At 60.1% G+C, this 12,428-nt stretch carries 15 protein-coding genes; 11 read left to right on the top strand and 4 right to left on the bottom strand.

Annotated features, from left to right (window positions below; translation table 11 throughout):
* Positions 1-452 (top strand): DDE-type integrase/transposase/recombinase (locus JKL45_RS28185; protein ID WP_201865103.1); only part of this gene is annotated, 452 nt, incomplete at its 5' end.
* Positions 453-1,078: 626 nt separating this feature from the next.
* Here JKL45_RS28185 and solA read toward each other — a convergent pair.
* The 3 genes from solA to JKL45_RS28170 form a co-directional block, all read right to left on the bottom strand.
* Positions 1,079-2,236, bottom strand: coding sequence for an N-methyl-L-tryptophan oxidase (gene solA, locus JKL45_RS28180; protein ID WP_201865102.1), 1,158 nt, complete (start codon positions 2,234-2,236; stop codon positions 1,079-1,081).
* A 791-nt stretch (positions 2,237-3,027) separates the two neighbouring features.
* Positions 3,028-3,237: an RNA chaperone Hfq gene (gene hfq, locus JKL45_RS28175; RefSeq protein ID WP_210345909.1), complete on the bottom strand. Its 210-nt coding sequence runs from the start codon at positions 3,235-3,237 to the stop codon at positions 3,028-3,030.
* Between the two features lie 311 nt (positions 3,238-3,548).
* Positions 3,549-3,917, bottom strand: a complete 369-nt coding sequence (locus tag JKL45_RS28170; protein WP_201865100.1) for a phasin family protein — start codon at positions 3,915-3,917, stop codon at positions 3,549-3,551.
* A gap of 431 nt (positions 3,918-4,348) precedes the next feature.
* Here JKL45_RS28170 and JKL45_RS28165 point away from each other — a divergent pair, with 431 nt between their 5' ends.
* From JKL45_RS28165 to JKL45_RS30300, 8 genes are all read left to right on the top strand, one after another.
* The gene (locus tag JKL45_RS28165; protein WP_201865099.1) at positions 4,349-5,332 is read left to right on the top strand and encodes a phasin family protein; all 984 of its coding nucleotides are present in this window, start codon (positions 4,349-4,351) and stop codon (positions 5,330-5,332) included.
* A 158-nt stretch (positions 5,333-5,490) separates the two neighbouring features.
* Entirely contained in the window at positions 5,491-6,525 is a 1,035-nt protein-coding gene (locus JKL45_RS28160) for an extracellular catalytic domain type 1 short-chain-length polyhydroxyalkanoate depolymerase (protein ID WP_210345907.1), read from the top strand.
* A 224-nt stretch (positions 6,526-6,749) separates the two neighbouring features.
* The gene (locus tag JKL45_RS28155; protein ID WP_201865097.1) at positions 6,750-7,535 is read left to right on the top strand and encodes a Crp/Fnr family transcriptional regulator; all 786 of its coding nucleotides are present in this window, start codon (positions 6,750-6,752) and stop codon (positions 7,533-7,535) included.
* 91 nt (positions 7,536-7,626) lie between these two features.
* Positions 7,627-7,845 carry a dodecin gene (locus JKL45_RS28150; RefSeq protein ID WP_201865096.1) on the top strand — a complete coding sequence of 73 codons (219 nt, stop codon included), beginning with the start codon at positions 7,627-7,629 and terminating at the stop codon, positions 7,843-7,845.
* Between the two features lie 424 nt (positions 7,846-8,269).
* The gene (locus JKL45_RS28145) at positions 8,270-9,862 is read left to right on the top strand and encodes an isocitrate lyase (protein ID WP_201865095.1); all 1,593 of its coding nucleotides are present in this window, start codon (positions 8,270-8,272) and stop codon (positions 9,860-9,862) included.
* Positions 9,863-10,012: 150 nt separating this feature from the next.
* Complete coding sequence (locus tag JKL45_RS28140; RefSeq protein ID WP_201865094.1) at positions 10,013-10,264, top strand: SMc00767 family acetate metabolism repressor; 252 nt, start codon at positions 10,013-10,015, stop codon at positions 10,262-10,264.
* 171 nt (positions 10,265-10,435) lie between these two features.
* Positions 10,436-10,588: a hypothetical protein gene (locus JKL45_RS30305; protein ID WP_246499060.1), complete on the top strand. Its 153-nt coding sequence runs from the start codon at positions 10,436-10,438 to the stop codon at positions 10,586-10,588.
* Positions 10,585-10,743: a hypothetical protein gene (locus JKL45_RS30300; RefSeq protein WP_246499058.1), complete on the top strand. Its 159-nt coding sequence runs from the start codon at positions 10,585-10,587 to the stop codon at positions 10,741-10,743. The genes JKL45_RS30305 and JKL45_RS30300 overlap by 4 nt, the downstream gene beginning before the upstream one ends.
* A 148-nt stretch (positions 10,744-10,891) precedes the next feature.
* Here the strand turns inward: JKL45_RS30300 and JKL45_RS28130 are convergent, their stop codons facing one another.
* Complete coding sequence (locus JKL45_RS28130) at positions 10,892-11,143, bottom strand: ParB N-terminal domain-containing protein (protein ID WP_201865093.1); 252 nt, start codon at positions 11,141-11,143, stop codon at positions 10,892-10,894.
* Between the two features lie 153 nt (positions 11,144-11,296).
* Here JKL45_RS28130 and JKL45_RS28125 point away from each other — a divergent pair, with 153 nt between their 5' ends.
* The gene (locus tag JKL45_RS28125) at positions 11,297-11,539 is read left to right on the top strand and encodes a hypothetical protein (protein ID WP_201865092.1); all 243 of its coding nucleotides are present in this window, start codon (positions 11,297-11,299) and stop codon (positions 11,537-11,539) included.
* Between the two features lie 203 nt (positions 11,540-11,742).
* A complete protein-coding gene (locus tag JKL45_RS28120; protein WP_312897050.1) occupies positions 11,743-12,246 on the top strand; it encodes an IS5 family transposase in 504 nt (167 codons plus the stop codon).
* Positions 12,247-12,428 lie beyond the last annotated feature (182 nt).

Raw genomic sequence — 12,428 nt, 5'->3', positions numbered from 1 at the left:
GCTGGACGTACCTGTACCGTGCCATCGACAGCCATGGCGACACGGTCGAGTTCTGGTTCAGCGAGCGGCGCAATCTGGCTTCGGCCAAGCAGTTCCTGCGCAAGGCACTCAAGGGGCATGGCCGGCCCGAGAGGATCATGATCGATGATAGCCAGACTAACTGGGAAGCCATCGCGTCCTGTGACACGGCGGATCGGCTCCAAGATCGGTCAAGGCGCAAACTGAAGCTGATCCGGATCCGGAAAAGTGCCTACCTCAATAACCGCATTGAGCAGGATCATCGCGCCGTCAAGCGCCGGGTTCGACCGATGCTCGGCTTCAAATCGATGGCATCCGCCCGAGTGATCCTGGGCGGCATCGAGATGATCCACATGATGCGCAAAGGACAGGCGAAGTACGCCCGGAATCCTCAGCCGTCACTCGCTGAGCAGTTCGATCTGCTCGCCGCATAGGTGAATACGAACCGCTCTGGGATCTTTTTGTCCACGGTCAGAGATTGCGACAAAGCCTGCAGCACAGCACAGAGCCTTCCTCCAGATTGAGGAGGATGCCCTGGCCCGCCATCCCGATCCAACACCAAACGACATCGCCGCTGCGGAAGCCGCGGAGGCTGCCTTCCCGTCCAGGAAGATGACGGAACTTCAACTCCGACGAAGCTTTGAGCCCCTGGCTGTGCATATGCCCAAGGACGCCAAGCGCAAGCGCAAGAGCTTCGTCCAGCGCGGTCAGCGAGCGTGGAACAGAGCCAATCCGATACCGCTGACGTCGGAGCTTGAACGAACCCTCACGGCAGCTTTCATGAAGGCCTATGCACTCGGAGCATTGGGACCTGAGTTCATTCCGCCGACATGATCGACCGAGGATACAAAGTCAGCAAAGGCGAGGTTCCGGCCGTTGTCTCTCGTCTAAGACGACCAGAACCAATAATGGCGCAGCCGTCTGGGTAGGTGGCAATAGCCCTCGAAGAAGCTTTACCTTCTTGAGGAGCCACCGTCTCCTGTCGGTCAGCTGCGAGACCTCTCGTTCTCCATGACCAGTCACTACAGCAGCTGCGGCTTCCCTCTCATGAAAATTCGTCTCAACCTGGTCTCGACGGAGCCTCTGATGCGTTGTCAAACCGCTTCATGTCGAACAGCGAAAGATCGAGCTTGCTGGTTCCCGTCGTTGCGAGGTCGGCCAACGCCTCTCCAATGACACTCGCGAACTTAAACCCGTGTCCTGAGCAGGGAGATGCCACCACGACCTCCGGTGCCTCTGGTAGGGTGTCGATCACGAAGTGCTCGTCCGGTGTGTTGGTGAACAGGCAGGTAGCGAGCCGCAGCGTTGGCCCATCGGCATCAGGGAACATGTGCCGGATGCCCTTGCGAAGAGCTTCTTCATCGGCAGGCATCGGCTCTCGGGAGAGCTTGTCGGCATGGCCGGTCTCGTGGAAGTGGTGGTAGAGCCCGATCTTGAACCCCGGGATGCCCCAGGTCGGGAACTGATAAAAATGGCCGACCTCGGATTCGATGTTCGAGACGGGGAAGACCTCTGGCCGGAACAGGTCTGGCTTCCGGGGCAGGAACCAGCCCAGAACCTGACGTTCCGGCACAGCCGTGCTCTTGAGAGCGGGGATGAGATCGGAAATCCACCCACCCGTTGAAACCACCACGCGTCCGGCCTCATAGCGGCCCTGGTCCGTCACGACTACTACCCGCCCGTTGGCGGGCTCGATGGCGATGACCCGCTCCCGTCCATGGAGTTCGGCTCCGGCGGCCACTGCCAGGGATGCATGCGCCAGGATGGCGCGTTCCGATGCCACGAACCCAGCCTCTGGTTGGAAGACGACGGCATACTGGTCCGGGAGCTTGTAGCCGGGGAACCGTTGTGTGGTTTCCCGCGCGGTGAGGACTTCATGCGCAAGATCATGCTCCCGGCACGCCATGAGTGCGCCCTGAACGATCCGGCTGCCCTCCGTTCCGGCATCGATGCCACCCGTGATGAACAGCAACTGCTCGCGGGTCAGTTGCTCGGCCTCCCGCCAAAGCTCGTAGGCGCGGCGGAGGAGCGGGACATAGTTGGGATGCTCGAAGTAGGCGAGGCGGATGATCCTGTTCAGCCCGTGGGAGGAGCCCATGCTGTGCCCCAGGTCGAACCGTTCGATGCCCAACACCTTCTGGCCACGGCGAGCCAAGTGCCAGAGGGTGGCAGACCCCATGCCGCCAATGCCGATTACGATGGTGTCAAACGATTTCATCGCGGAATGCCCGATGGAAGAAGGACAGGTGGCAAGGTCAGCTTACCGATTGGGGAACACAGAGCAACTGTCATGTGCGATGGCGCGCTTTCTCCATAGTATCCGGGTGAGAGGATCAATCCGATGGTCACAATGAAAGACGTTCCGGCAAACGGGCGGAAGGGCTTCGTATGGTGACGATCCCTCGATAGGTTCGCTCCCAAGGCCATGCAGGCAACCCGGAGGTCATTGGAGTCTTGATGGATCTCCGCAACAGGCGTTCATCGTGAGAGATAGTGTGGCGAGACAGGTTAGCTAAGACCTCTAACCCAAGGAGAGCAACCGGTCAGTCTGCTGCCACTCAGTTCTCATCGTTTTCGGGTACTGACTCACTATCACCAATGCTCCAGGCGCGGTAACCAGCACGCCTTTCCAGGGCCTCGACCTGGCGCAGAAGCTGTGTGGCGAGTGTCGCTTCGCGCCGGAAGCCTTCATCCCCAGGGTCCGTCCCCAGGCGCAGGTGCATGTCACGCGCCCTCGCTTCGAGAGCACGTCTTAGGACACGCAGCTGCTCTTGATCCAATTCAAGCAGCATTATGACCCTTGTTCCTGTTCCGCCAGTGGTTCGGTCCGCCAGCGTAACCCGGCTTTAATGCATCCTGTATTCCATTCGGACCAACCACGCGCAATTGATCATCGCTTAGGTATAGGCTGCAGCGCACCTCGGCAGAAGGCAGAATGTGCCCCCTGCGTCAGCGAATGTTCCCTCGTGAGATACGAAATCGCATCACCGATGTCTGAGAAAGACTGCTTTACTCGAATGAGCCTGGGCCTGCCAGTTGGACTGGCTCTGCCGGGTTGATCGCCGAAATGGCATGCTTGTAGATGATTTGAGAGCGACCATCTCTCACAAGCTCGACCGTGAAGTTGTCAAAGCGCCTGATCCGGCCCAGCAGCCTGATCCCATTCACAAGGAACATCATAACCTCCATCCGGCCGTCACGAAGATGTTCGAGGAACATATCCTGGATCGACGGGGTCCTTTGCGCAGTCACGGTTGAGCCCTTTTGAGCGTCATCATTATGGAGTCAGTTCTGCCGATTACGCGCAACCGCTGCACGCTCTAGCTTCATCCAAGGTCCCAGCATTGCTTCTTCTCCAGCCGCACGGAATTGGCAGCCATCGTCTCACGGATGTCCGGACATTGAGCCTGCCGTGAGGCTGATCGAGTGCCTGCACCGCATCACATCAGTTGGGTTGCACACCGTCCTAAATGCACGAGAACACCCAGCCTGTTGGTGGGCGTTCTAAACTGGCTGGTTCGGCCGTGTCTTTACTTTGCGCGAGCGGCCGACTTGGTTGGGGCAACAGCTGCCTCTGCGGCAGAGCGCAGGAAGCCAAAGGGCGCGAAGCTGTCCTGGGCGAGCTTGGTATAGAGCTCACGGGCCTTGGTTGAATGCGCGACGAAGCCCTGGTAGGCACTCTTGAAATGGTCGCTCTGGATCTGGATGGCCTGGTCAAGCGACTTGACGCCGGCCAGCTTTTCGAACGTAGCGGTATTCTGTTCAAACGACTTCTTGGCGTAATCAGCTGTCTCGACAACGATCGCCTTGGTGCCGGAGGAGGCCGCATCAAAGACCTTCACGGGCGCCTCAAAACTGTCTTTGCCGAACTTCTGAACGGTCTCGAACTGCTGGTTCATCAGGGATCTCCAAACGGTAAGCGCGCCCGGCGACCCTCAGATATTGAGCCGTATCATACTCCGGCATTTTCCTATTGTGCATTGCACAACGAATGTCGAGACGGTTTGTGCAATGCACAATATGATGAGTTCCGGGTATTTCTTCCTTTCGTAATACCTTCTCCATACTAAGATGCCGCAGCCTGCTATGGGATCAAAGCCTGCTGTTGCCAAGTTATGCTGCGGTGCAGTATGGATCCTTATGCCCGAAGGCCAAGGCTGATCTTTGCGGCCCCACGCTGCCTCGGGCACCTGTTCCGTGCCTCAGTGTACCCAGTTCAGCGTACCGATCCGACGTTCTGTCCCCAACGGAGAGGTCTTGGCCTTTCGATCAGCGCACCCAGCGTCGGCGCTGCTGATGGTCCAGACCGCTCCCTCCAGCTTTGCGAGGAATGATGACCCCCAACCGAACCATCGGCCAAACCCCGCCCGATCAGGCTAACGAACTCTTTGCCCAGCTCCTCGACACCTCCCATGAGGCTGTCGAGCTCCGCGAACAGCTGCTTGCTGCGTTGAGCCAGGAGCTGGAGCTTCTGGCCAGCCTGCAGGAACAGCATCTCTTCCCTGTGCTCGACCAGAACCCTGAGACGGCAGATCTTGCCCGTGGGGCGCGGGACGATCAGCAGCAGACCAAAGCCCTCCTGAATGAACTCGCAGCCACCCCGAAGGACAGCGATGCGTTCCTGGCCAAGGTGGCAGAGCTGCGGAAGGTGTTTCAGCATCACATCCGAAACGACAAGAATGAGCTGCTGCCGGTCGTACTGAAGGTTCTGAGCGAGGAAGAGGTCGAGGCCGTCGTTGAGAAGGTAGAGGAGGAGGTCGCGGAGATCAGGCAGGCCGCCAGGGAACCGCAGCGAACCCGGCGGGGACGCAAGTCGGCCGGAGCTGTGTCAGACACAGGCGGAGCCTTGTTGGCTGCCGTCGAGGCTGGTTCGGAGAGCGTCAGAGGCATCGAGCAGACGGCACAGGAGGTTGTTGAGGCCAGTGCCCGGACTGCTCCCGAGCGGGGCGCCCGCTCCCTGCAAAGCTTAGGCAGTCAGGTCCGGGAGGCCCAGACTCTGTTCGATCAGACGCCGGAGTACCTTCAGGCGATTGCCCGCTCCAATAGGGTCCTGGCAGGTGGGACCGGAACCATCACGCTGGAGTGGTTTGGGCTCCGGCAGGAGCGCTTGCTGAAGAACCTGGAGGGCATGGCCGATCTTCTGAGCTGCCGGACGATCCCGGACTTCGTGAACCTCCAGAGTGCTCTGGTTCGCGGCAATGTTCAGCGCATGCTTGAGAACAGCCAACGTCTGGCGCAGCTCAGCACCCAGGTGGCCCAGGAGGCCACTCGGACCCTCACGGCGCAACCCGAGCACGGTCGGCGCACTCGGTAAATGTCAAGTTTGACGACGCTCCCGGCTTGCGAGCCGGGAGACCCATAGCGAGGATTGGGCAACACGGCAGGACTGCCCTCTGCATCCGATGCTCCATTGATTGCGTGTGTCTCCCGGCGTGAGACGCTCAAGTCTCGAAACCTTCCTATTGGGTGCGCATGCGACTGAAGCTTCCCATTGCACGCCTTTTGGAAGCTCAGCGCCGCTGGGAGAAGACCCTCGTCAGGGCCACGAAGACCTCACGCAAGCTCATTACCAGACCGCGTAAGACTCGACCGAAGAAGGACAAGCTGATCGAGATCAGCTCCTTCGGGTCCAATCCCGGCAATCTCCGGATGCTCACCTACGTGCCGCCGCAGCTTCCCGCCAGCGCGCCTCTCGTCGTGGTGCTGCACGGCTGCCTGCAGACCGCGCGCGCGTACGACGAGGGCAGCGGCTGGTCCATACTGGCGAGACGGCACGGCTTTGCGCTTGTGTATGCCGAGCAGTCCCAGGCCAACAACCCGAACCGCTGTTTCAACTGGTTTCAGCCCCACGATACCCGACGGGGCTCAGGCGAGGCACTGTCGATCCGCCAGATGGTCGCTCGCATGCGGCGGACCCACAGCATCGACCCTGCTCGAATCTTTGTCACAGGCCTCTCGGCTGGTGGCGCCATGACGTCAGCGATGTTGGCTACCTACCCGGAAGTCTTTGCCGGCGGCGGAATCATCGCCGGTCTGCCCTATGGCGCCGCCACCCGGATGCGCCAAGTCGTGTCCGCCATGAAGCGGCCGCAACCGCGCACTGCCCAGCAATGGGGCGACCTCGTCCGCTCCGCTTCGTCCCATACGGGCCCGCGGCCGACGGTGTCGATCTGGCATGGCACAGGGGACCAGACGGTTGCAGCTTCCAATGCAGCTGCATTGCTTAGCCAGTGGACCAATGTGCACGGTGTCAGCGAGGAGGTGTTTGGTCAGACGTCAGTTGCGGGCCACCGTAGACAGGCATGGTCCACCAGAAACGGTGACACGGTCCTTGAGCTGTACCTGATCGACGGCATGGGACACGGCACGCCCGTGCGCCGGACGAAAGCTCAGTCGAAGCCGGGAGGAGCCGAGCCGTTCATGCTTGATGCAGGCATCTCATCCTCGCTGCATCTGGCAAAATGGTGGGGCCTTGTTCGCCGGAAGGCAGCCTCCCGCCGGACCTGAGCGGCAATCCAGTTGCTTAGACCCACCATACCCCTGGCTACCAAGGCATACTTGGCCGACCGCCTTCCTCATGGAAAGGCATGCCACTGCGGCGGCGATCGAGGCCAGCTAGGCGGCGCTGTCCGCCAAAGCAACGTTTGCCACCCCGATTGGCAGCAAACGTTGACAAACTGAGAAGCGATTTCGGACTTTCCTTTGGGCGTCTCGCCGGTTTAGCTTGGGGTATGAGACCTCATAACTACGCTGTTGCTCCGGCTCCCAAGATAAACCACCGCGCCAATCGCCTCTTGGCGGCTTTGGAGCCGGACGACTTCGCGGCTCTGGAGCCGCACCTGCACGGGGTTTGGTTGCAGCAGGATCAGGTACTGTATGAGGCCGGCGATCCCCTGCGCCATGCCTACTTTCCTCATAACACGGTAGTCTCGCTGGTAGCCGTGTTGAAGGACGGCCGCTCGGCCGAGATGGCGGTCTACGGCCGGGAAGGGGGCCTGGGTCTCGTCAGTGCTGTGACCGCGAGCCCGTCCTTCGGCCGTTACGTCGTGCAGGCGTCCGGCACCGCCTCGCGGATTGAGCTGGAGCGTCTGCATGAGGTGATCGGCACCCGTCCGAAGGTACGCCAGCTGGTGCTGCGCTTCTCTGAGGCCATGATGGCTCGGGTTCTGCAGAACGTGGCCTGCAATGCGGTTCACAGCGTCGAGGCCCGCACCTGCCGCTGGATCCTGAGCCTGCACGACCGACTCGACCGGGACACCGTGCCGCTTACGCATGAGTTTCTGGCAGACATGCTGGGCGTGCAGCGCACCACCGTCAGCAGCATCACTCGATCGCTTCAGGAAACAGGATTCATCAAACAGGGTAGGGGTGTGATCACGGTGACGGACCGTGCCGGGCTGGAAGGAGCCTCGTGCGAGTGCTACGGCACAGTGCGCCGAACTTTCGAACGGCTGCTCCCTCATACCTATGGGAGCACCTCGACCGCTGATCCACATCAGCAGCTGCGATGTTCCTGATCCTTGTTTCACACGACTGTTGAGCGCGATGGGCACGCAGGTGAGTTCGTCTGCCCTAGCTCTGGTTTCGGATAGAAGCCGGGAGGGTAGAATGTCCGATTACGTCTACAAAGTCGTTGAACTGGTAGGCTCGTCGACGAACAGCATCGAGGACGCAAGCCAAACGGCAATCAAGCGTGCCGATCAAGCCCTGCGAAACCTGCGCTGGTTCGAGGTGGTGCAAACCCGCGGACAGGTGGAGAACGGCGAAGTCCAGCACTATCAAGTTGTGCTCAAGGCCGGCTTCACCTTGGAAGGTGAGTATCCGTAGGCCGAAGCGATAGCTCCCAAGCGCCTCAGACAACCAATGGCCGAATGATACTGGCCTCTGGCTTGAACACTGCGCGCAGGCTGCACCCCACAAGGCACCGGATTGTAAAGACAGTGACATCCTCTGTGTCACGATCTGACAGGGGTCTCCGTCGCTCTACCCCTTCAGGGTCGCTTCGCCTTTAGGCGAATATATCCACGATAAAGATCAACGAATTAGGGTGTGCAGAAGCCTCACGATGACGGTCCTTCAAATATATCAACGGGTTGGTCACACGCCAAGGATCCTCAGAAATTGTCAATAATTTACAGTTTGACCCGACCCGCCTTGTAAAACTTGACACCTGGACCTTAACTCGCCTTCCCCGCCCCGAACGCGCCCGGTACTTCATCGTTCAACCTTCACAAGAACGAGGAACACGACTGTGGCTTACCAAGATCAGATCACACAGGCTCAGATTCTCATCGAAGGCCAGAGCACCTGGAACGGCATCACGCCTGAGTCGGTCGCCCGAATGCGACTGCAGAACCAGTTCAGGACCGGCCTGGACATTGCGCGCTACACCGCCAAGATCATGCGCCAGGACATGGCGGCCTACGACGCCGACCCATCCCTCTACACCCAGTCCCTGGGCTGCTGGCACGGCTTCATCGGCCAGCAGAAGATGATCTCGATCAAGAAGCATTTCGGCTCCACCGAGCGCCGCTATCTCTATCTGTCGGGCTGGATGGTCGCTGCCCTGCGCTCGGAGTTCGGCCCGCTGCCGGATCAGTCGATGCATGAGAAAACCAGCGTGCCCGCACTGATCGACGAGCTCTACACCTTCCTGCGCCAGGCCGATGCGCGCGAACTCGGCATGTTGTTCCGTGATCTCGATGCCGTGCGCAAGAGCGGCAACATGGTCAAGGAACAGGAGCTGGTGAATGCCATCGACAGTTACCAGACGCATATCGTCCCGATCATCGCCGACATCGACGCCGGCTTCGGCAACGCCGAGGCGACGTACCTTCTCGCCAAGAAGATGATCGAGGCCGGCGCCTGCTGCCTGCAGATCGAGAACCAGGTCTCGGACGAGAAGCAGTGCGGCCACCAGGACGGCAAGGTCACCGTGCCGCACGAGGACTTCCTCGCCAAGATCCGGGCCATCCGCTACGCCTTCCTCGAACTCGGCGTGGACGACGGCCTGATCGTCGCGCGCACCGACTCCCTCGGCGCCGGCCTCACCAAGCAGATCGCCTTCAGCCGCGAGCTGGGTGATATCGGCGACCTCTACAACGGCTTCCTCGACTGCGAGGAGATCACGCCCGACAACTGCACCAACGGCGATGTGGTGATCAACCGCGGAGGCAAGCTCCTGCGCCCGAAGCGGCTGCCTAGCAACCTGTTCCAGTTCCGCCCCAGCACGGGCGAGGATCGGTGCGTGCTCGACTGCATCACGGCGCTGCAGAACGGCGCGGACCTTCTGTGGATCGAAACCGAGAAGCCGCATGTGGATCAGATCGCCGGCATGATCGATCGCATCCGCGAGGTCATTCCGAACGCCAAGCTCGTCTACAACAACTCACCGTCCTTCAACTGGACCCTCAACTTCCGTCAGCAGGTTTTCGATGCCTGGGAGAAGGCCGGCAAGGACGTGTCTCAATACGACCGCGCGAAGCTCATGAGCGTGGATTACGACAACACGGATCTTGCGAATGAAGCCGACGAGCACATCCGAACCTTCCAGGCTGACGGAGCCAAGCGCGCCGGCATCTTCCACCACCTTATCACCCTGCCCACCTATCACACGGCGGCGCTGTCCACCGACAACCTGGCCAAGGAATATTTCGGCGAGCAGGGCATGCTCGGCTACGTGCGCAACGTTCAGCGGCAGGAAATCCGCCAGGGCATCGCCTGCGTCAAGCACCAGAACATGGCGGGCTCCGACATCGGCGACGACCACAAGGAATATTTCGCCGGCGAGGCTGCGCTGAAGGCCGGCGGCGCGCACAACACCATGAACCAGTTCGCGGCTTAAACGATCAGCGGGCGGGTCGTGGTCCAAGCGGGCACCCGTCCATTGTATCCAGCACCCACGGTTTACTGAGGCTTAACGACACAAAGGCCGAAAACGTTTCGGTGGAGCAGACGCTGCGGTCAGCCTTTGACTTTAACAGGAGTGAAGCACATGACGATCTCTGAAAAGCCCCAACTGAAGAGCCGTTTCGAAGACGCTGCCAGCTCGATGTCTCCTGATCAAGAGGGTGCCATCCGCATCCTTGCCAATGAGCTCCATCGGGTGAATGAGGCGGTGATGAACTGCGTAAACCAGGGCCTTTCCATCGAGCTGCAACGGGTCAAACGCTGCCATTCTGAACGAGGATACTGGGGCGATATGATCGTTCCGGTCATCGTCAAGCAGGGTGACGAGCGGAGCTGAGCGCCCGCATTCATCAACGGAGCGGGCAGGGATCTACGTCAACCTGATCCGCATTATGGCGGCGCCGCGCTATCGGTTCGATCGGATTGTCGCGTCGCCGACTGACCTTGGCCCCTCAGCCATGTTGACGGGGTGGTAGAAGGCAGCAGCTCCTTGGTACAGGAGGAGACCATGTATTTGGTCATCCGCAAGTTCAACCACATCAGCTCGATGGCTGAGGTAGTGAGGCGAGTCGAGAGTGGTCTCGGCCAACTGCTGAAGCAATCTCCTGGCTTCCAAGGCTACTACGTGTTCGATGCCGGCCATGGGGTCGGTGATCCGTGAGCCTGTTCGAGAGCAGAGAGGCTGCCCTTGCCGACAACGAGAGGGCTCTCGCCTGGATCAGAGGCAGCCTGATCGATGTCATCAACGGCGAGCCTGAAATCACTATGGGCGAGGTGCTGGCGGTGGTCTCAGCCCACAATGCTGCTATCGGGTGAGACCTCGATCCCCATGCACTGTGTCAGGAGCCTTTGAGCTTGGGGTTCATCCCGGCAGTCTGGATAACTGTGCGACAGGAGTGATCGCAAAGGTGGCTCCTGACATATCAGGCTTCTGTCTTCGTTCCAGCAGCGTACTAGGCGCCGATCAATGTTTGCGGGCTTGAACCAAGTAGGCAGCGACTGTGGTCTCTCCGAGAGCCTTGCAGGCTTCGATCCGGTGCAGTCCCTCCACCAGAACAAAGCGGCTGCCGTCCGGCCGCACCAGAATGGGCGTTTCCTGACCTTTCGCCAGCATGCTCTCGGCCAGGGTTTCAACCTTCTGCGGATCCAGCGTCTGACGCCGTTTCACCGGCACATAAACATCCTGAATTGAGAGCATCTGCCGCTTCAACACCATCCCGACGGCTCCTGTGTCTGTCCTCGCAGGTGAAGCTTACGTGCAGGGATCCGGCTTGCATAGGAACATGCCCTCACGAGGGGCGTTCCCTCATAGCCCAGCTTAGCCGTTCACCAAGCCGTATGCGCTGGGCACTCAACCGAAGATATATCCATGAGCAAACTCACGGCACTAACCGGCTTTATCTTCCTGGCTGTTTCGTCCGCCTGGGCGCAGACCCCAGCACCCACCACCCCGGCACCTGGTGCCAGTCCCGGTTCTCCCCCTGCCGGGGATGCTGCCGCAGCAGGCGGTGGTCTCGCGGACTACTGGTGGATCATCCTGCTGGTCATCATCGTCGCCGTCGCCATCTGGTACTTCTCCCGCAGTCGCGGCCGCAGCCGCAATCAGCTGTAGGAGGCCGATTCCCAGCGCGGCAGTACTACGTAGGGGACCCAAACAAACAACTGACATCATTGAGTGATTCTAACTCGCCTGGGTCGTACGAGGTGGGAGGAAGTCATGCGTGATCTGTTCTGGCTCTCTGACGAGGCCTGGGCGGCGCTGGACCACATCTGCCGCACAACCAGCCGGGCAAGCCCCGCGTTGATGATCGACGGGTGATCAGCGGCATTCTCCATATCCTCAAAACAGGGGGGCGCTGGCGCGATGTTCCTCCCGAATACGGACCAGCCAAAACCATTTACAATCGCTACACCCGTTGGGCGCGACGCGGCGTCTGGCAGCGCATCTTCGCCAAAGTCGCAGCTGCTGGCCCGATCCCAGAGGAGCTTGCGCTCGACAGCTCAAACGTCAAAGCCCACCGCTCGGCATCAGGTGGAAAAGGGGGGAGTTCAGTCAAGCGGTTGGCGTCTCGCGCGGCTGCAGACCAACGAAAATCCATTGTCGGGCCGATGATCGTCGCCGTTGCGGTAACGCCGGACAACGTGGCCGACATCACGATGGCTGTGCCGATACTGGAGGCTCTGGCGCCGACCAGGCGGCTCATTGCTGACAAAGCCTATGACGCGGATCGGCTCCGCACGTGGCTCGAGGGCAAGGGCATCGAAGCTGTCATTCCGGGCCGTGCTGCTCGTGCCGTTGAGGGTTCTCGGAGCCGGTAGAGATCAGGATGCCGAAGGCTGATGCACATCAATGATTTTAGTGCTGACGCCGTGTGGGGCAGGGGTACTTAGTCGACCCTGAACAACCCACAACTGATTGAGGTAGAAGGATTCTTCACCTTTGCGAAGCATTGTAGAATGCCGGCATCTGGGAAGTGCCCCGATCAAAACCGGTGTTTTGC

Source organism: Microvirga soli (assembly GCF_016734765.1).
In the GTDB taxonomy this organism is placed as follows: domain Bacteria; phylum Pseudomonadota; class Alphaproteobacteria; order Rhizobiales; family Beijerinckiaceae; genus Microvirga; species Microvirga soli.
This window is presented reverse-complemented; position numbering and strand designations above follow the sequence as displayed.

Coding starts and splice junctions, on each gene's coding strand:
- solA (WP_201865102.1), bottom strand. CDS start 2,236: ATGAAATCGTTTGACACCATCGTAATCGGCATTGGCGGCATGGGGTCT.
- hfq (WP_210345909.1), bottom strand. CDS start 3,237: ATGTTCCTCGAACATCTTCGTGACGGCCGGATGGAGGTTATGATGTTC.
- JKL45_RS28170 (WP_201865100.1), bottom strand. CDS start 3,917: ATGAACCAGCAGTTCGAGACCGTTCAGAAGTTCGGCAAAGACAGTTTT.
- JKL45_RS28165 (WP_201865099.1), top strand. CDS start 4,349: ATGATGACCCCCAACCGAACCATCGGCCAAACCCCGCCCGATCAGGCT.
- JKL45_RS28160 (WP_210345907.1), top strand. CDS start 5,491: ATGCGACTGAAGCTTCCCATTGCACGCCTTTTGGAAGCTCAGCGCCGC.
- JKL45_RS28155 (WP_201865097.1), top strand. CDS start 6,750: ATGAGACCTCATAACTACGCTGTTGCTCCGGCTCCCAAGATAAACCAC.
- JKL45_RS28150 (WP_201865096.1), top strand. CDS start 7,627: ATGTCCGATTACGTCTACAAAGTCGTTGAACTGGTAGGCTCGTCGACG.
- JKL45_RS28140 (WP_201865094.1), top strand. CDS start 10,013: ATGACGATCTCTGAAAAGCCCCAACTGAAGAGCCGTTTCGAAGACGCT.
- JKL45_RS30305 (WP_246499060.1), top strand. CDS start 10,436: ATGTATTTGGTCATCCGCAAGTTCAACCACATCAGCTCGATGGCTGAG.
- JKL45_RS28130 (WP_201865093.1), bottom strand. CDS start 11,143: ATGGTGTTGAAGCGGCAGATGCTCTCAATTCAGGATGTTTATGTGCCG.
- JKL45_RS28125 (WP_201865092.1), top strand. CDS start 11,297: ATGAGCAAACTCACGGCACTAACCGGCTTTATCTTCCTGGCTGTTTCG.